The sequence below is a fragment of the Agrobacterium sp. CG674 genome, from assembly GCF_053521645.1.
Genome location: NZ_JBNWDZ010000004.1, coordinates 100,598 through 119,639 on the forward strand (window position 1 = coordinate 100,598; position 19,042 = coordinate 119,639).

Below are 19,042 nucleotides of genomic sequence, written 5' to 3' on the forward strand. Positions count from 1 at the left end.
CCTCGATCAGGTGCGAGGGTGGCGAATGCTGAAATTATGCCTCCAGATAGTGCACCTGCTCAGGCGTCAGCTTGATATCGAGTGCAGAGAGACTGTCTTCCAGCTCGGCAATCGTGCGTGGTCCGATGAGCGGAATGACAGGGAATGGCTGCGCGATGACATAGGCAAGAGCGATATGGATAGGATCGCGTCCCAATTCATGCGCCAGTTCAATCGCTCTGTCGCGTCGCTGGAAATTGCGATCCGAATACCAGACGCGTACGATTTCCTCATCGTCATGCTTGTCCCTTCCGGCTCTCTCCGTAAAGAAGCCACGGCCCTGACTTGACCATGCGAAGTTAGGGATCTGACGCTCACGCTGCCATTCCTTCCATGCATCGTCGGAGGCCGATACGCATCCGGCCCAGATCGGATCCAGCATTTCGGCAAGCGAGAAGTTGTTGGAAAGTGCCGCCGGTGCGGCCTTGCCGTTTTTACGGGCGTAATCAGCAGCCTCATCCATGCGCTCACGTGTCCAGTTGGAGCCACCGAAAATGCTGCCGATACGGCCACGTTTCACCTCAGCATCCATCGCATCCACAAACTCGCCAACCGGCACGTTGGTGTTGTCGCGGTGCATGAAATAGATGTCGACATAATCAGTCTTCAGCCGATCCAGCGATTGATCGAGCTGCTTGGCAATCATATCGGGATAGCACAGCGGCGAATGCGCGCCTTTGCCGATGACCACGATCTCTTCACGCGGCACGTTGCGGCTGGTGTGCCAGTCTCCGAAAATAGCTTCGGTTTTGCCGCCGCCATAGACATAGGCTGTATCGAAAAGATTGCCGCCCGCCTCGTAGAATGTGTCGAGCGTCAGCGACGCGGAGGCAAAATTCGGGAAGAATTCGAAGCCCAACGCAACAACGGATGCGGGCTTGGCGACGCCCGGAATGGTCCTTTTAGGCACCGCGTTTCCGGCAACGACCGCAGCACCGCTGATGTTGCGAACACGCTTTACAGCCGTTTCGACGCCATATTCCAGACCGACGGACTGACGCCACTGGTCCATGGCGCGCAGGTTGCCAAGGCTGTCTGCCCAGCTCATGCCGGGATAGGCAAATTCAGTCTGACCAGCGCGAATTGCCTCGCCTGCCGCATCAACCTCGAAAGCATAAAGCCAGCCATCCTCACGCACTTCGACCGTTTCTCGATCTGCGCCCTTGATGATGTCGATCTTGCCGACGCCACCTTTGTGGCCCGAGGCGAACCAGAAATTCTCGACCTCAATACGCCCCTCAGAGCCGATGATGCGCAGCACATTATCCTGCTGGGCCATGATCGAGCATGAGACTTCGGCGACGATGCCATTTGGAAATTTCAAAACGGCAGACGCCCATTCATCCACGCCGGACTGGCCGAGATGGGCGACGCCGGACACTTTCTCAGGCTCCAGAAACGACTTGCCTGAAACCGCACCGGCAATGAGGCGCGCCATGGACACGGGGTAGCCGCCGACATCGAGAATGCCGCCGCCAGCCGCATCATTGGCAAACAGGCGATGTTCCCCGTTGAAGCCGCCCATGTTGAAGCCAAAGCTGGTCCTGATCAGGCGGACCTCACCAATTGCTCCGCTCTTGATCAGTTCAACGAGTTTCGCGGTCTGCGGGTGGAGGCGATACATATACGCTTCGCCAGCGAAAACCCCGGCCTTTCGTGCCTCGTGAAAAACGGCATCGGCATCATAGGCGGTCAGCGCAATCGGCTTTTCCACCAGCACATGCTTGCCCGCACGGACGGCTTTGATAGCCCATTCCACATGGCCGGTGTGGGGCGTTGCGATATAGACGGCATCCACGTCAGGATCAGCCAGCAGGGCCTCGTAACCGTCGATGATGCGCGCACCGGGAAAACCATCGCCAAGGCCCGGCTTGCCGGGATTGCGGCTGGCGATTGCCACGAGCTTGCCGGTTTTGGAGTGCGCGATACCATCGGCAAAGGTGCGCGCAATTGTTCCGGGGCCGATGATGCCCCAACGGATGGGTTGAACGTCAGTCATTGCATGTCCTCATATTATTAATTCGAGATTGCGCTTTCAGCGCAGGCGCTGGCCCGTGCTGTCAAAAAGGAAGGTCCGCTCAGAGATCACGGAGACTGTCAGGTTCTGCGCCGCAGCAATGTGGCGCGTATCCGGGCGTTCGATGATGATGGGCGTGCCGCCTGCCATGCGGGCATAGATGTAGCTCGTATTGCCCAGATGCTCCGCAACATCGATCTCGACGGTGATATCCGCATCGCCGCGACCAGCCTCGCCGAAACGCTCAGGTCTCACACCCAGAACGACCTCGCTGCCACCAGCAACCGGTGAGGTGAGCGGCACCGTCAGCTGCACCGAAGGATCATCGACAAGACGCACGGTTACACTGCCTGGTCCATTTGCGATGGCCGTTGCTGGCAGGAAATTCATCTTCGGAGAACCGACGAAACCGGCAACGAAGCGATTGGCCGGGTCGTCGTACAGATCCAGAGGCGCGCCGACCTGTTCGATGTGACCTGCCCGCAGCACCACGATCTTCTCGGCAAGCGTCATCGCTTCCGTCTGATCGTGGGTCACGTAGATCATGGTCGTGCCGAGTTGCTTGTGCAGTCTGGAAATCTCCACCCGCATCTGAACGCGCAACTCGGCATCAAGGTTGGAAAGCGGCTCATCAAACAGGAAGACACGCGGTTGCCGCACGATGGCACGGCCGATGGCAACGCGCTGCCGTTGACCGCCGGAAAGCTGCTTTGGCCTGCGGTGCATCAGCTCGTTGATCTGCAAGATATCAGCGGCACGGCGAACGCGCTCATCGGTATCGGCTTTCGGGTTGCCGTTCATGCGAAGGCCGAAGGACAGGTTTTGCTCAACCGTCATGTGCGGATATAGCGCATAGGACTGAAACACCATGGCAATGCCACGGTCTGTCGGCTCGGCATCATTGACGACCTTGCCTCCGATACTGATCTCTCCGCCGGAGATATCTTCCAACCCGGCTATCATGCGAAGCAATGTAGATTTGCCGCAGCCGGAAGGGCCGACGAAGACAACGAACTCCCCATCCTTGATGTCCAGATCAGCTCCATGGATGACCTCGAGAGAGCCGTAGCGTTTGACGACATTTTTGAGCGAAAGTTCCGCCATTGGGTTTCTCCCGGATTACTTGACGGCGCCGGCAGAGATGCCAGCGATGAAATGGCGCTGCAACAGCACGAAGATGACGAGGATGGGCGCGGTGAGCAGCATGGCACCCGCCATGATGCCGCCCCAGGAGACTTTGGTGAGGCCGATCAAGGTGCCGAGCGCAACGGGTGCCGTCATCATGCCTGGCTGTGAGTTGACCAGCAGCGGCCAAAGGTAGTTGTTCCACGAGGCAAGAAAGAGAATGATCGACAATGCCGCCATGGTGGGGCGCGCCAGCGGCAAGGCGATGCGCAGGAATATCTGCCACTCCTTGACGCCTTCGACACGGGCCGCATCGAAAAGCTCATTTGGCATCATGGAAAATGATTGCCGCATGAAGAGCACGCCGAGCGAATTGAACAGGGGCGGCACGATGAGCGCGACCCATGTGTTGGCAAGCTTGAATTCCCGCGCCACCATGATGAACTGCGGAATGACCACGACAGCATAGGGCAGCGTAATCGTTCCCAGGATAATCGCGACCACGACGCTGCGACCAGCAAAGCGGTATCGCGCCAGAGCCCAGCCAGCCATGGATGTCAGCATCACGGACAGGACCGTATAAATCACCGCAACGCCGATGGAGATGAACAGAGCGCGCAGGAAATCCGTATCTGCCTGAAGGTTGCGGAAATTCTCCATAAAATGGGTCGAGGGCAGCAGCACGATCTCGGGGCTGAAAATGCCTTGATCGGGCATGGTGGAAAAGATGAACATCATCCAGATGGGAAACAGCCAGATGATGGCAAGCGGCGTCAAGGCGGCATGCAGCGCGATTTTCTGCCACAGCAGGGACTTGGACTTCGATCTCATTTCGCTTCCCTCCCGATCCACAGGTTGAACATGGAGATAACGACGGCAAGCGCTGCAATCGTATAGGCGATTGCCGATGCGTAGCCGAAGTTGAGCGACGTGAAGCCTTGCCGATACAGGAAAATGCCAAGCGTTTCGGTTGCCCCACCCGGACCGCCTCTGTTGGTAATAAGGAAGGGTTCGGTAAACAGCTGCATCGTTCCGATGACGGACAAAACAACGCAGAACAGGATTATGGGCTTGAGCAGCGGCAGCGTGATATGCAAGAATTGCTGGCGCTTGCTGACATGATCCAGCGTCGCCGCTTCATAGACATCGCCCGGAATGGACTGAAGCCCGGCCAGAATGATGATGGCGTTGTACCCCGCCCAGCGCCATGTGACGGCAATGATGATGAGCGCCATGGCTGCGGTGGAATTATCGAACCACGCGATAGGGGCGAGACCCACTGACGTGATGAGCTTGTTGATGATGCCGAAATCGGCTGAAAACATCAGCCTGAACACGGCGGCATAGGCCACCTCACCAACCACAACTGGCGCAAAAAAGGCGAAGCGATAGAGCGGGCGTGCCTTGAGGAGCGGCGAATTCAACAGCACCGCCATGATGGTGGCGAGCGCAATCATGACAGGCACCTGCACGATGAGAATGATAAGCGTATTCTGCAGCGCATTGTAGAATGCGGGATCGCCGATCAATCGTCCCCAGTTCATGGATGGCGCGAAACGCCAGGGATTAATGCGCGTATTCTGGAAGGACATCAGGAAGGAACTGATGATCGGCCAAAGCCAGAATGTCGTGAAAATCAGAAGATACGGTGCCAGAAAGGCATAGGCGACCCTATTGCGCAAAGGCATTTCGACCTCACAAAGCCAGAGGGTTATGGGAGCCGGACGCCCGTGAGATGGGCGCCCGGCAACGGTCGGCTTGGGAGACTATTCTGCGATCGGCACGCCTGTTGCCGATTCGATCTGCTTGGCGGCATCATCGAGCGCGGTCTTCGCATCAGGGAAGCCGCCTGCCAGATACTTGGTCTGCGTTACGCGGTAGATGCCTTCGGCATCAGACTGAAAGGCAGTGCCGCGGCTGGGCACGATTTTCGGCAGCGTTGCCAGAATGTCGGCCCAAATCGCCTGCCCACCCCAATAGGGCTGCGCTTCCTTGGCGAAGGCGTCCTTGTCCGCCGTGAGCAAAGATGGCACCAGACCAAAGGATTTCAGCATGGTCACCTGACCCTCATTGGTCAAAAGCGCATAATCCACAAACTTCCATGCCGCTTCCTTGTTTTGAGAGGCCGAGCTTATGGCCAGCGACGAACCACCGAGATTGGCTGCGTGGGGGCCATCTGCGGTGAGGCTCGGCATCGGATAGACGCCCCATTTGCCAGCCAGATCGGGGGAGCCGGACCGAATGGTGCCCTCATACCAGCCGCCATACATTTGCGTGGCGACTTTTCCGGCTGAGTTGGACTGGATTTTCTCGTCCCAGATGGCCGCAGTGATGATGCCTGCATCTTTCATCTGCTTGAGCTTTTCCAGCGTTGCCACACAGGCGGGCTGGTTGATGGTTATGCTCTGGCCATCGGTCGAAAAGTAACCGCATCCCTGCTCATTGGAGATCATGCGGAACCATTCGCTATCACCGTTGAAATCGGCCTGTGTCATGACTGTGCCGGGATTGGCCGCCATGACCTTCTTTCCGGCGGCAATGAAATCATCCCAGGTCTTGATCGTTAGGGGATCAACGCCTGCTTTTTCGTAGTAGTCACGGCGGTAGTACATGGTCACCGGGCCGCTATCCCACGGCACAGCATAGGCCACGCCGTCGATTTCAAGCTCTGTGCGCTTGAATTCCGGGAACAGTGCCTGCTTCTCAGGCGTGTAACCAAGCTTTGTGGCGTCTGTGAAGCAGTCCGGGAAACGGTTCCAGAAGACCTCGGCTTCATAGTTTTCGACGGTCACGATATCCGGCAAGCCTTGCCCACCAGCCGCGCAGGCCGCCAGCGCCTTGTCATACACCTGATTGTTGCCCAGATCCTGAACATCCACCTTGATATCGGGGTACTTCTTGTTGAAGCCCTCAAGTGTGGACTTCAAAGCAGACGCGGCGACGTTCCAGCTCCAAACGGTAACAGTGGTTGATTGTGCGGCAGCCGGTGCAGCAGCCATGAGTGCCAGCGAGACAGACGCGCCGATAAATTTGAAATTCATTGAAAACCTCCCTTTTCAATTGCCGTCCTCCAACGACACGGGCAGATTAGCCGGACTTGAAATTCTGTCTCGTAAATTGGGAACATCGATTTGGCGGAAAGTAAGGTCGAGGGTAGAGCGATTTATCAGCCGGGTGCCAGCAGCATCGAGGGCGCGCCCAACCGGTTGGAGTTTTTCCGGGCTCATCCATCCATTATGCTGATGCCGCACTGGCATGCGCAGATCGAAGTGAACTACATCACTTCGGGCAGTGTCCATTACCGAATGGGGGACCATGCCTTGCAACTGGATGCGGGGCAGATATGCCTGTTCTGGGGTGGGCAGGCACACAGAATGGACTGGTCGTCAGACGATTCCTTTTACGCAGGCGCCCATCTGCCACTGGTTCATTTCTTCCGCATGCGTCTACCTGTGGCCGTCTCGGCCAAGCTGATTGGCGGCGCCACGATGGTAACCTCTGTTACCGATCCGTCCGACGAGGAAAACTTTTCACGGTGGTTTCGCTATGCAAAATCAGGTGATCCGCTGAAGGCGGAAAATGCAGTGGAAGAGTTGCTTCTGCGGGTGGAGCGCATGTTTCTGGAGCCCTACACCGTCATATCGCCGCAGTCTCGCGACGTGAAATCCGGCGATGCAGAAAGCACCAGCTCGGCCAGCGTCGTGCGCATGTGCGACTTCATCGCCGCAAATTTTCTCGAGGATATCGACGCGACAGACATTGCCCGCTCTGCCAGCCTCCACCCCAAATACGCCATGAACCTGTTTCGAAAATCTACAGGAATGACCTTGATCAAGTATCTAACGTTGCTGCGCCTGTCTCGCGCACAGGCCATGCTCATCAAGGACAACGACAATATTCTGCAGGTGGCGATGGAGAGCGGCTTCGGATCGGTTAGCGCCTTCAACAAGGCATTTCGACAGGTGGCAGGCATGTCGCCATCGGATTTTCGTCGCGATATGCGCTTCAACAACACGTTGTGATCGCCACTCCGCTTTCCCGCTGCAAAAACTCGCACGCAATTCTTACGAAAATTTAACTGTTGCTCCGGCGGGAAAGATGGCTATTTTCCGTGCTGCGTTGCAGCATAGCCTCTCCTTACGCAACGCGGCTACATTATAGGCCGGTCACTCCGCTGGACCCCGGTTCCATTCAATGTCCATTCTAGGGAGATTATAATGACAATATCTGTTTCTCAGCCCCATTCCGGTGATCGGACGGATGCGCCTTTCGCGGCCAAGATTTCCGCAGCCAGAGGCGAATGTGGTTACACAGTCGAGCAACTGGCAATTACGTGCGGATTGACGACTGAAGAAATCGTCGCACTGGAAGACGGCACGGATATCAATCCTTCCCACATTCAGCGTGTCGCAGCGGCGTTGCAAATCCCGCTTGCTCAGGCCGTCTAAGGCTTTTCTGTTCTTTTTATAAAAAGGCCACGCCCTGCCCGTCGCGCATGAGTTTCTTAATCTTTGCAGGACGGGCTGGGACTAGCTTTTATCTCACGAGCGTTTTTCCTGACACCTATTACAAATTAGATTTCTCCTTACCACATGCAGGGCTATTATCCGGCGCACGATCAATGATTGCGCGCATAAAAGTAGCCATGACTGTGAGATATCCATGACAGACGCAAACACCGCTGACCTGTCTCCATCATTACCCTCCGATATCCTTTGGCCGTCGAAGCGATCCGCGATCCTGAACTGGCTCGTAATGGAAACCAGCGATCAACGTTTCATTGACAATCTTCTCGTCGAACTGTGCCAACGACTGAACGACGCAGGTATCTCTGTGGCACGGGGCACGATCAATTTTCTGGTCGACCATCCGCAATGGCGGGGGGCGCGCATGTTGTGGTCGAGAGGACTGAACGAAGCGGAGTTCACGACCTACCCTTATGGCATGGAGAGCAGCGCAGAGTATCTGAATAGTCCTGTTTATGCTGTTCAGTCCGGAACTGCCGAAATACGCTATCGCCTGGACACGGCACCGGTTTCTGGGGAACCGGGGATTTATACCGAGCTTCGCGCTCAGGGTCTGACAGAATATTGCGCATGGCCGCTCAAGCACACTCTCAACAAACGACATGTCGTGACGTTTTGCAGCGACATGCATGGCGGCTTTACGGACGCAGAGATCGAGCTCCTTCGGACACTCATCCCTGCTTTTTCGCTCGTTTCGGAAATCCGGCTGAAAAACCGGATCGCTCGTACACTTCTGGAAACCTATGTCGGGCCGCATGCGGGTCAGGCCATTCTCGATGGCGCGACGCGGCGTGGCAGTGGCATGACCGTTGGCGCCGCGATCCTGATTTGCGACCTTCGCGATTTCACGCAAATCTCGGACATGTGGCCGCGAGACGATGTCATTGATCTGCTGAATGCCTTCTTCGACGCCATGTCGGACCCGATTGAAGAATTCGGCGGGGAAATCCTGAAATTCATGGGCGATGGACTGCTGGCAATCTTTCCGCTGAACAATCCAGACGCCTGCTCCAACATGATTACCGCCATCGAAAAGGCACAGGTTCAGTTGAAGGCGCTGAACGTGACCATTCGTGAGAGTGGCCATGACCCGCTCGGCTACGGCATCGGCGTCCATGTCGGGGATGTCATGTATGGGAATATTGGCTCGAAGAGCAGGCTGGACTTCACCGTGATCGGCCCAGCGGTCAACATTGCGTCCAGGCTGGAAACGCTGACAAAGACACTCAAGCGCCCGGTCCTGATGTCGGAAGCTTTCATTGAACTGGCGGGCGAGGTCAGAGCGTTTGAGAGATTGGGCGAACACAAACTTCGCGGCCTTGATACATCCATCAACGTCTATGCGTTGCCCGAGCCGGAAATCGTCGAAGAGGCCGTGATTGAGAATTAACATCGACCGCCATTTCCTTTAGACGACTGGCAGAACGCGTTAGCAATCGACAGGAAACGGCCCGGTGACGGAAGAAGCAGACATACCCACTGCTCCCACTGCAAGAATGCTGACATGGGTGCGCAACTCCACGATTTACCGGCTGGAGCGGCGCATGATGACGGAGCGGCAGCTGTTTGATGCCATAACCCGCAAGGCAAAACAGAAATTCGAAGAGATTAGCCCCGAACAGATCGAGGCGCTGGGCCATGCAGCCGTAAAGTTTGCTTATGACATCAAGGCGCTGGATGACGTTGCCTATGCCGAAATCGCGACACGCTCAGCCATACGCGGGGGGAAATCCCGCCGAGCTATAGCCCAGAAACTCAAAATGAAAGGTGTCGCACCTGAGATCACCGAGCAGGCGCTCGTTGACACCGACGATCTCTATTCCGCCGTCATCATGGCACGCAAGCGCCGCTTCGGACCCTTCCGCCGCGAAGAAGCGGACCAGAAGAGGATGAACAAGGAAATCTCGGCATTTGCCCGAAACGGTTACAGCTTTGAAATCGCAAGCCGCGTCTACAGGATGAGTGCGGATGAAGCCGAAGCCATTCTCGATGGTCAACAAGCCCTGTAAGTTTACTGCGGAGCTGGCACTGTTTTCATATAGGCGATCAGATCGTTGATCTCTTCCTCGCTCCAAAGCCCAAAGAACCGCATGGACGTGCCGGGCACAAGTTTCTTTGGGCTATAAAGGAATGCCCCTAGATTATCTTCCGTCCAGACCATTCCGTTCGCTCCAGCATCCTTCATCGCGACGGAATAGTTGTAGTCCGCGACTGAACCGGCAGGCCTCCCGACGACGCCCATCAAATGCGGGCCCAGGCGCGTGCGCGGGTTATCGATACTGTGGCAGGCAGAACATTTGCTGAATGACCGCTCACCTTTTGCAGGGTCGCCCTCAGCAAATGGCGTGGTGAGGGAAAACAGAACCAAAACACCGGATAGGCATGCGCGCATCATCACCATCTAACCAAAGCTCCGCTTCTGAAACCAAAACGCCCTTTTCATCATACGACGAAAAGGGCGCAAGGTTGTATGCGTCAGATTGACTTTTTGAGGATCAACCGTTGGTCGGCGTCAGCGTCACCGATGTGCCGGTTGCCGCGAGATTGAGGCCGACCTGACCTGTTACGCTGATGGTCTGGAGCTGGATGGAGCCGGCTGTGCCGCCAACCAGCACGTTGGCACCGACGCCGAGACCCAGGGTGGCTTCAGCTGTGGCACCCTGATAGAGGCCGCCGAGCGAGCCGCGGTGATATCCAGCTGTCGGGGCGAATACGGCCCAGACGAGGCGACCCTGCGTCGTAAAGCCAAGGTCTACGCCCATCTTGCGAATCGCACCGCTGTAGTGGTCTGTGCGACGAGCGCCTATGGTCGACTGGAACGTGCAATCAAGTTCCTTGGACGAGCCGATGACATAGCCAACGCCGCCGCCGACTTCGCAGGTCAGATAGCCGATTTTGACGCCGTTACGGTCATCCTGATCCTGCACTACAGGTGCAGAATAGGTCATGTCGGCAGCGATTGCGCTTGCAGTTCCACCGAGGCCCAGTGTCATTGCGGCGAAAGTTACGGCTAAAGCCTTTTTCATTCTTTTTTTCTCCTGTTTGATCTTCTTATGTCCGCAGCAGCCCCGCGTACCCAATTCGGATCATGAATGGCAACGTCATAACGTTTGTTCCGCAAAAACGATCCATTTAAGGCATCAATCGCGTCTGACGGTGCCACAGATAGTCTCGACGGTTATATGAGATGCTATCTCAGTCGCGCTTGTAGTCGTCCTGTAAACGGATGATATCGTCGTCTCCAAAATAGGACCCAGTCTGGATTTCGATGATCTCCAGCGGAATTTTTCCATCATTGGCCAAACGGTGTTGCGCGCCGATCGGAATGTAGATGGACTGATTCTCGGTCAACAGCTGCGTCGTGTCTCCAAGCGTTACCGTTGCCGTGCCGCGAACGATGATCCAGTGTTCCGATCGGTGGTAATGCTGCTGCAGCGAAATCTTATGACCTGGCTCCACCTTGAGGTGACTGACCCGGTATCGCGCACCGGAATCTGTTTGCTCGATGTGCCCCCATGGACGATAGGCGCGCCGATGAATCTCGGTCTTGCGGGCGTGGTCACTCTCTTTCAACGTCTCGACAAGACCCTTGACGCTTTGCACCCTATCCTTCGGCATGACCAGAACAGCGTCTTTGGTGGCCACGACCATCAGATCCTTTGCACCGACCACGGTCGTCAGAAGGCTGTTGGAGTGAATGAGGCACCCCTCCGAGTCGATGAATATGCCCTGACCTTCAACCGCGTTGCCGTTTTCCTGCTTGTCGGCAATTTCCCATATCGCATCCCAGCTGCCGATATCCGACCAGCGGAAATGACCGCGCACGACGGCCATCCGCTTCGTGTTTTCAATCACGGCGTAATCGATGGAGTTCTTGGGCGAGGCTTCGAAGCTTTCCTTATCCAGCCTGACGAAACCAAGGTCGCTCTTGAAGTTCTCCACGGAGCGTGTCACCGCCTCCAGAATTTCGGGAGCATGGGCGGCAAGCTCCGCAATCATCACATCTGATCTGAACAGGAAGTTACCAGAATTCCAGAGATAGCCCTTCTCGACATAGGAGATGGCTGTCTCCTCATCAGGCTTTTCAACGAAGGCCTCAACCATGCACAGATCTTCATTGCCACCGATCGGCTGGCCGGGATTGATATAGCCGTAGGACGTGCGAGGCTCTGTTGGCGTGAGGCCGAAGACGACGATGTTGCCCTGTTCCGCCGCCTCCGCACCGAGCCTGACGGCATCTGTAAACTTGTCATTGTCGAGAACCACGTGGTCCGCGGCCAATGCAAGAACGAGGGAGCCCGGCTCGCGTTTTTCCGCAAGCACGGCGGCCGCCGCCATGGCGGCTGCGCTGTCACGCCGGGCCGGTTCCAGCACGACGGTCGCAGGAATATTCACCTCTTCTGCCTGCCGGAGTGCAAAGAAGCGGAAATCTTCGTTTGTGATGACATAGGGCTCGTCATAGACCGTCTCGTCGCTGACGCGCATCAGCGTCTGTTGGTAGGTCGAGAATTCGCCAACCAATGGCTGAAACTGTTTTGGCAACTGGTCCCGCGAAACCGGCCACAAACGCGATCCAGCCCCGCCTGCCAGAAGTACGGGGATAATTCTTCTGTTTTGTGCGCTCACGTCATGCCCTTTCAAAATTCCAATGCTTTATCTCGTAACGGCCATAAGCAAAACATGTGTGACCGCCATTGCCAAGGTCGCATTCTCACAACCATGTCCTGCATCGCTGCTGCCGTTTGCACCAAGCCGTATGATGCGAACGACCACAACCCGCTGTGGTTCCGATCAATCGGGAACGGCTAATCGATTGAAGTGTTCGATGCCGGCATGAATCTGTCATTTTACGACGTGAATCGGGGTTCGAGGCTTGGCACTCCCTTCGATATCACCATAACTACGTCCAGAATTTAAAAATCAACGAATTTTGGGTGGGGACATGCCAGACAAAACCAACTCCGCGACGGGCAAAACATCTGTGACAGATCAGGAGGCTCTGGACTTCCACTCGCAGGGCAGACCGGGAAAGCTGGAGATAACCCCCACCAAACCGATGGCGACCCAGCGCGATCTCTCGCTCGCCTATTCTCCGGGCGTGGCTGTTCCCGTAAAGGCAATCGCTGAAAACCCCGATCTGGCCTATGATTATACGACACGCGGAAACATGGTCGCGGTCATTTCCAATGGAACCGCGATTTTGGGTCTCGGCAACCTGGGCGCGCTCGCCTCAAAGCCCGTGATGGAAGGCAAGTCGGTTCTGTTCAAGCGCTTCGCAGATGTCGATTCCATCGATCTCGAGGTCGATACAGAAAATGCCGATGAATTCATCAACTGCGTGCGCTATCTGGGTCCCTCATTCGGTGGCATCAATCTGGAAGATATCAAGGCGCCGGAATGTTTCATCATTGAAAGCCGCCTGCGCGAAATCATGGATATTCCCGTTTTCCATGATGACCAGCATGGCACGGCCATCATTGCAGCAGCCGGCCTGATCAACGCAATCGAACTGACAGGGCGTGATTTCAAGACCACGAAACTCGTCTGCAATGGCGCGGGCGCTGCTGCCATCGCATGTATGGACCTGATCAAGGCAATGGGTTTCAACCCTGCCAATATCACGCTCTGTGACACGAAGGGCGTGATCTATCAGGGTCGCACCGAGGGCATGAATCAGTGGAAATCCGCCCACGCCGCCAAAACCGACAGCCGCACGCTCGCTGAGGCTATGGAAGGTGCGGACGTCGTGTTTGGCCTGTCCCAGAAGGGTGCCTTCAGCGAAGACATGATCCGGTCCATGGCTCCAAGGCCGATTATTTTCGCCATGGCCAACCCTGACCCGGAAATTACGCCGGAAGAAGTTGCGCGGATCCGTGATGACGCCATCATGGCGACAGGGCGCTCCGACTACCCCAATCAGGTTAACAACGTTCTGGGCTTCCCCTATATCTTCCGCGGTGCGCTGGATGTGCGCGCCAGCCAGATCAACGATGCCATGAAGATCGCTGCCGCAAAGGCGCTGGCAGACCTTGCCCGCGAAGATGTGCCTGATGATGTGGCGGCAGCGTATCAGGGTGTGCGCCCGCGCTTCGGGGCCCAATACATCATTCCTGTTCCCTTCGACCCGCGCCTGATCTCGGCAATTCCTGTTGCTGTGGCGCGTGCCGCAATGGAGACGGGCGTTGCCCGCAAGGGAATAGCCGATCTTGACGCCTACGCTCGTGAGCTTTCCGCTCGCCGTGATCCCATGGCGTCGACAACCCAGCGGCTCTATGAACGTGTCCGCCGTTCGCCCAAGCGCGTCGTGTTTGCCGAGGCTGAAGAAGAGCAGGTCATGCGTGCTGCCATCTCCTTTACGGCGCAGGGTCTTGGCACGGCAATCCTGCTTGGCCGAGATGATATCATACGGGCAAACGCCGAACGTGCGGGCATCGATCTGGACCGGCCGACGATCCAGATCACCAATGCCCGACTTTCCGAGCGTGTCGATGTGTACATTGATTACCTCTACGCACGTCTGCAGCGCCAGGGCTATCTGCTGCGCGACGTCCAGCGCCTCGTTCACAATGACCGCAACCATTTCGCGGCCTGCATGGTGGCGATGGGCGATGCGGATGCCATGGTAACCGGCACGACGCGCAACTACTCCACCGCGCTTGAAGATGTCCGCCGTTGCATCAATACGAAGCCAGGCCACCGCGTCATCGGGGTTTCGCTGGTCGTTTCGCGAAATCGCACCGTCTTTGTCGCGGATACCGCCGTTCACGACATGCCGTCAGCGGAAGATCTGGCCGATATCGCCGTAGAGGCCGCTGGCCTTGCCCGCCGTTTCGGTTATGAGCCACGCGTGGCCATGCTGGCCTATTCCACATTCGGACATCCGCTCGGTGAGCGTTCGGAGAAGGTCCGCGAAGCTGTGCGGATTCTTGACAAGCGCAACGTCAATTTCGAAGTCGATGGTGAGATGGCCGCGGACGTGGCCCTGAATTATCAGAAAATGCAGAGCCAGTACCCCTTCTCCGGCCTTTCGGGCCCGGCTAACGTCCTCGTCATGCCTGCAATTCACTCGGCATCCATATCGACCAAAATGTTGCAGGAACTCGGTGGCGCAACGGTTATCGGCCCCCTTCTCGTAGGGCTCGACAAATCTGTGCAGATCACGGCGATGGGCGCAAAGGACAGCGACATTGTCAACATGGCTGCCATCGCGGCCTATAATGCTGGCTAATAAACATGGCGCCCCCCTCAAACCGGGGCGCCCTCTCCTGCCCGCAGCGAGCCCACGCACCAACCAAATATTATTCTGGAGTGCGGCATAGCTTCATGGTTCCGCCACATAGTTCGGATTTGACACCGCAATCAGCCCGGCGCACTAGATTGCCACGTGGCATCAAGACGGATAGGGCATGCACATATATGAGAAACAGGCAGGCACAAGAACAACAGTGAAAGTAGCCGGGACACCGAAACGCCTGTTCAACGCCCTTGCCGAAAAGCCAAACGCAGTCATTGCGCTTTTTGGTGCATATTTTCTGCTCCAGATCGTCATACGTCAGTTTACTCCTGCCACATTGCGGGTCGATGAGGCCCAGCAGGTGCTTTTTGCGCAATGGCTTGCTCTCGGCTACGATGCCCAGCCTCCCCTGTACAACTGGTATCAGCAGGGAATCTTCGCGCTGTTCGGCATGTCGATGTGGACGATTGCCTTTGCAAAAAACCTCATTCTGTTCCTTACCTTCGCCGTTTACATAAAAACCGCTGAACTGGTGCTCGAAAACAAGCGCTTCGTGGTCGTTTCCGCTCTCGCACTTTTCATCATCCCGCAGGTTTTCTGGCAGGCGCAGCGAGATCTGACGCACACTGCGATGCTGATGCTGACCTTCGTGTCACTGATTTATTGCAGCATAAGACTGATAAAGCGCCCCACCGTTGCCGGTTACGTTCTTGTTGGGCTGATCGCGGGCCTTGGAATGCTCTCGAAATACAATTTCGCCTTGGCTCTGCCTGCTCTGCTGGCCGCAGTGTGGTTTCACCCACAGGGTCGTGACCGTCTGCTGGACAAGCGCTTCGCGCTGACGGTTCTCGCGAGTATGCTTGTATTTCTGCCCCATCTTTTCTGGTTGATGGATAACCTTGTTTTTGCCTCAGAAGTCACCCTTAAGCGGATGGCTGAAGACGCGCCCGAAAGCCGATTTTTGCAGATCGCTCGGGGCCTTGCCCGCTTCATCTCAGGCTCGCTGGTCATCATTGCCATACCAGCATTGCTGCTTTGGCTTGGGATGCGTGCGGAAAAGAAGATTCTAAAACAAACACAAAGTGTTTGGTTTCGCTTTTTCCTCTACTATTTCATTGCCATCGCCGCATTGATGACGATCGTCATCTTGATGACGACGATGACCGAATTGCGGGACAGATGGCTACTGCCGCTGCTGATACCTGCGCCCATTCTGGCGGCACTTTATCTCGAGCGTTACCTTGCTGACCCCCAGCGTTTCATTGCCAGGTTCTTGCCAATTCCTCTCATAGCGATGGTCATTATTCCCATTGCATTGCTCCTCGCGCACCCTGTCATGGCAGCGCTCGGGCGCACCTCCAATTCGAACTACAACTGGAAAGCTTTCGAGCGTCAGATCGTCGATACCGAAAAACTATCTCCATCCGTCATCATCACGCCCAACTGGCCGACCGGCGGAAACCTGCGCTTTATTTTCAGCGATGTGCCTGTCGCCACCACAACCTATGACGATTACGATCCTCAATTCGCGATTTCCGATGAGCATCCGGCGCTTCTCGTTTGGGTTGGCGACGACAATCAACTTTCTCCGCTCTCGACATGGATTGAGGATCAGTTGAAGGTCAAGGTCAAGGTTGTGCCAATATCAAGCCTCGATTTGCCTTTCTACTATCCGGTGAAGGACAAGACGATGCGGTTCAAATATGCCGTGGTTCGGCCTTCAGACATCGAGCAATAGGCAAAGTCGCACAGCATTACGCCTCACGTTATGTCGACAGTTTGCATTTAACTTGCTATCTCATCCTATCAACTCTTGGGATGCTTCGATGAAATCTTCAGAAAAATGCGACGTTCTCGTCATCGGCACCGGCATTATCGGTGCCATGTCGGCCTTGTATCTGCAGAATGCGGGCAAGAGCGTCACGTTTCTTGAGCGCGGCGAGATCGCGCGAGGCGCAAGTTCCGGCAATGCGGGCATTCTTGCCTTTCCTGAGATCATTCCAATCGCTGCCCCGGGCGTCATGAAAAAAGCGCCGAAGTGGCTGATGGATCCTCTCGGTCCGCTGAGCGTACCGCCTGCTTACGCATTGAAAATCATGCCCTGGCTCTGGCGCTTCTGGCAGGCCAGTTCTCCGCGCAAGTTCCAGCATGGCCTTGCCGTTCAGAAAAACATGATGCGCCTGGCCGCCACTGAAATGCAGGCAGTGGCCGCAATGCCCGAACTGGCCCATCACATCACCAATACCGGTACGCTGGATCTCTACGATACAAAGGCAAGCTTTGATGCGGCCCAAAGAGATTGGGACGAGAAAGAACGCGCCGGGATTTCCCTCTCCCGAATTGGCAGAGCAGATATCGACCGCCTGCAATCCGGTCTCGCGCCGCAGTTCCAACACGGCGTGTTTACACCGGCAGGTTTGCAGGTGGGCGACCCCTATGAATTCACGAGGGCGATTGCCGATCTAGTCATCTCGCGTGGCGCGAGCCTGCGCAAAGGCGAGGCCGTTCGCATCGAGACCATCGGCGAAAGCACGATTGTGACGCTTTCCAACGGTGAAAAACTTGCCGCAGACAAGGTTGTGGTTGCGTGCGGCGCCTGGTCCAAACCTCTTGCTGCGTCCCTAGAAAATCCAGTGCCGCTGGAAACCGAGCGTGGCTACAACACCACGCTGCCAGCAGGTTCATTCAATCTCACGCGCCAGATCTATTTTAACGACCACGCATTCGTTGTCACGCCGCTCTCATCCGGCATCCGCGTTGGCGGTGCCGTGGAGTTGGGCGGCCTTGAATTGCCGGCAAACTTCCGTCGCTCCGAGGCGATGCTGAAAAAGGCCGGGAAATTCCTGCCCGGTTTGAAAACCGAGGGCGGCCAGCAATGGATGGGCTTCCGGCCATCTATGCCGGATTGCCTTCCTGTTATCGGCACGTCGCGTGCCAGCAGTTCCGTGATTTATGCCTTTGGCCACGGTCATCTCGGACTAACGCAGTCTGCGGCCACAGCAAAGCTCGTGACCGAACTTGCAACAGGCGCGGAAACATCCATCTCCATCGACCCATTCCGCGCAAGTCGCTTTGCCTGATCGAACAGAAAAAAGGCCCGCTCTTTCGAACGGGCCTTGCTTCGTTTGAGATATCAGAACGGTGAATCCGGGAAGTAGAAGCTCTCGGCATTTTCCTTCGTGACGAGTGTCGCGTCCAGAATATAGGTTCCGCGAACAGGCACCTGGTCATAGAAGTTGGCGGCGGTAAGCTGCATTGCAGTTGCCACCATGGCTGGCGGATAGAGAACGTCGACGGGGATCATCTTGTCGCCATCCATGACCTTCTTGATCATATCCTTGGAACCTGCACCGGCAACAACGTATTGGATGTCTGTGCGCTTTGCCTGCTCGATGGCCTGCAATACGCCAACAGCCATATCGTCATCCTGGCACCAGACAACATCGATCTTGGGATACTTCGTCAGATAGTCCTGCATCACCTTGAAAGCATCATCGCGGTTCCAGTTACCAAACTGGCGCTCAAGAATTTTTACCTTCGACCCGGCAATACCCTTGTCGAAGCCATCCTGACGCTGCTGGTCGATAGGGATCGGCAAACCTCTGATGACAACGACCTGGGCTTCTGGTGTGGTGTCTGCAATGTACTTACCGGCGACTTCACCCAGAGCCGGGTTGTTGCCAGCAACATAGAGATCACGAACAGTGTCGTCGTTGACGCTTGGCGCACGGTCCACCAGTGCCACAAACTTTCCATTGTCCTTGACCTGCTTGATCGCGTTGACCAGCGGATCAGGGTCAGATGGCAGGATGACCAAGGCGTCGATGCCCTGTGTCTCCAGATCCTGCACCGCATTTGCCTGTGTCGCAGCATCAGGCGATGTCTTGACGATGACATTCAGGCCGGGATGCTCCGCCATCAAAAGTTTCGCAACGCGCTCGGCATGGTAGACCACGCCAGACGTCCAGCCATGGTCGGCGGCTGGAATGGAAACACCGATCGTCACCTTCTTGTCCTGCGCCTGCGCTCCTCCTGCCAGCGCCAAGAGCGCAACAGTCACTCCCAATAGTCTTTTTCGCATGTGTCTTCCTCCCACATCAA

The 19,042-nt window shown here is 56.1% G+C and carries 16 protein-coding genes; 7 read left to right on the forward strand and 9 right to left on the reverse strand.

Features of this window, described 5'->3' with window-relative positions; all coding sequences use genetic code 11:
* Window positions 1-34: 34 nt before the first annotated feature.
* The 5 genes from ACQZ51_RS12855 to ACQZ51_RS12875 all read right to left on the reverse strand — a co-directional run bounded on the left by ACQZ51_RS12855 (window position 35) and on the right by ACQZ51_RS12875 (window position 6,222).
* On the reverse strand, window positions 35-2,038 hold the full coding sequence (locus ACQZ51_RS12855; protein WP_448777724.1) for an aldo/keto reductase: 2,004 nt from the start codon (window positions 2,036-2,038) through the stop codon (window positions 35-37).
* 36 nt (window positions 2,039-2,074) lie between these two features.
* Window positions 2,075-3,160, reverse strand: a complete 1,086-nt coding sequence (locus tag ACQZ51_RS12860; RefSeq protein WP_448777726.1) for an ABC transporter ATP-binding protein — start codon at window positions 3,158-3,160, stop codon at window positions 2,075-2,077.
* A 15-nt stretch (window positions 3,161-3,175) separates the two neighbouring features.
* Complete coding sequence (locus ACQZ51_RS12865; RefSeq protein WP_448777728.1) at window positions 3,176-4,012, reverse strand: carbohydrate ABC transporter permease; 837 nt, start codon at window positions 4,010-4,012, stop codon at window positions 3,176-3,178.
* Window positions 4,009-4,869 carry a carbohydrate ABC transporter permease gene (locus tag ACQZ51_RS12870; RefSeq protein ID WP_243257272.1) on the reverse strand — a complete coding sequence of 287 codons (861 nt, stop codon included), beginning with the start codon at window positions 4,867-4,869 and terminating at the stop codon, window positions 4,009-4,011. The genes ACQZ51_RS12865 and ACQZ51_RS12870 overlap by 4 nt, the downstream gene beginning before the upstream one ends.
* 78 nt (window positions 4,870-4,947) lie before the next feature.
* Window positions 4,948-6,222 carry an ABC transporter substrate-binding protein gene (locus ACQZ51_RS12875; RefSeq protein WP_448777731.1) on the reverse strand — a complete coding sequence of 425 codons (1,275 nt, stop codon included), beginning with the start codon at window positions 6,220-6,222 and terminating at the stop codon, window positions 4,948-4,950.
* Between the two features lie 90 nt (window positions 6,223-6,312).
* Between ACQZ51_RS12875 and ACQZ51_RS12880 the strand changes: the two genes are divergently transcribed.
* The 4 genes from ACQZ51_RS12880 to recX all read left to right on the forward strand — a co-directional run bounded on the left by ACQZ51_RS12880 (window position 6,313) and on the right by recX (window position 9,716).
* The gene (locus ACQZ51_RS12880) at window positions 6,313-7,203 is read left to right on the forward strand and encodes a helix-turn-helix domain-containing protein (protein WP_192064658.1); all 891 of its coding nucleotides are present in this window, start codon (window positions 6,313-6,315) and stop codon (window positions 7,201-7,203) included.
* Between the two features lie 195 nt (window positions 7,204-7,398).
* Window positions 7,399-7,629: a helix-turn-helix domain-containing protein gene (locus tag ACQZ51_RS12885; RefSeq protein WP_448777733.1), complete on the forward strand. Its 231-nt coding sequence runs from the start codon at window positions 7,399-7,401 to the stop codon at window positions 7,627-7,629.
* 214 nt (window positions 7,630-7,843) lie between these two features.
* A complete protein-coding gene (locus tag ACQZ51_RS12890) occupies window positions 7,844-9,097 on the forward strand; it encodes an adenylate/guanylate cyclase domain-containing protein (RefSeq protein WP_448777735.1) in 1,254 nt (417 codons plus the stop codon).
* A gap of 64 nt (window positions 9,098-9,161) precedes the next feature.
* Complete coding sequence (gene recX / locus ACQZ51_RS12895) at window positions 9,162-9,716, forward strand: recombination regulator RecX (RefSeq protein ID WP_448777737.1); 555 nt, start codon at window positions 9,162-9,164, stop codon at window positions 9,714-9,716.
* Window positions 9,717-9,718: 2 nt separating this feature from the next.
* Here recX and ACQZ51_RS12900 read toward each other — a convergent pair whose 3' ends face one another.
* From ACQZ51_RS12900 to ACQZ51_RS12910, 3 genes are all read right to left on the reverse strand, one after another.
* Complete coding sequence (locus tag ACQZ51_RS12900; RefSeq protein WP_448778323.1) at window positions 9,719-10,102, reverse strand: c-type cytochrome; 384 nt, start codon at window positions 10,100-10,102, stop codon at window positions 9,719-9,721.
* Window positions 10,103-10,202: 100 nt separating this feature from the next.
* Entirely contained in the window at window positions 10,203-10,733 is a 531-nt protein-coding gene (locus ACQZ51_RS12905; RefSeq protein ID WP_448777739.1) for a DUF992 domain-containing protein, read from the reverse strand.
* 169 nt (window positions 10,734-10,902) lie between these two features.
* Window positions 10,903-12,333 (reverse strand): mannose-1-phosphate guanylyltransferase/mannose-6-phosphate isomerase, encoded by a 1,431-nt coding sequence (locus ACQZ51_RS12910; protein WP_448777741.1) that lies wholly within the window; start codon window positions 12,331-12,333, stop codon window positions 10,903-10,905.
* 316 nt (window positions 12,334-12,649) lie between these two features.
* Here ACQZ51_RS12910 and ACQZ51_RS12915 point away from each other — a divergent pair, with 316 nt between their 5' ends.
* From ACQZ51_RS12915 to ACQZ51_RS12925, 3 genes are all read left to right on the forward strand, one after another.
* Window positions 12,650-14,935, forward strand: a complete 2,286-nt coding sequence (locus ACQZ51_RS12915; RefSeq protein WP_448777743.1) for an NADP-dependent malic enzyme — start codon at window positions 12,650-12,652, stop codon at window positions 14,933-14,935.
* A gap of 217 nt (window positions 14,936-15,152) precedes the next feature.
* A complete protein-coding gene (locus tag ACQZ51_RS12920) occupies window positions 15,153-16,679 on the forward strand; it encodes a glycosyltransferase family 39 protein (protein WP_448777745.1) in 1,527 nt (508 codons plus the stop codon).
* Between the two features lie 88 nt (window positions 16,680-16,767).
* Complete coding sequence (locus ACQZ51_RS12925; protein WP_448777747.1) at window positions 16,768-18,021, forward strand: NAD(P)/FAD-dependent oxidoreductase; 1,254 nt, start codon at window positions 16,768-16,770, stop codon at window positions 18,019-18,021.
* Between the two features lie 53 nt (window positions 18,022-18,074).
* On the opposite strand, the gene ACQZ51_RS12930 is transcribed toward ACQZ51_RS12925, so the two are convergent.
* Window positions 18,075-19,022: a substrate-binding domain-containing protein gene (locus ACQZ51_RS12930; protein WP_243257289.1), complete on the reverse strand. Its 948-nt coding sequence runs from the start codon at window positions 19,020-19,022 to the stop codon at window positions 18,075-18,077.
* Window positions 19,023-19,042: the final 20 nt, after the last annotated feature.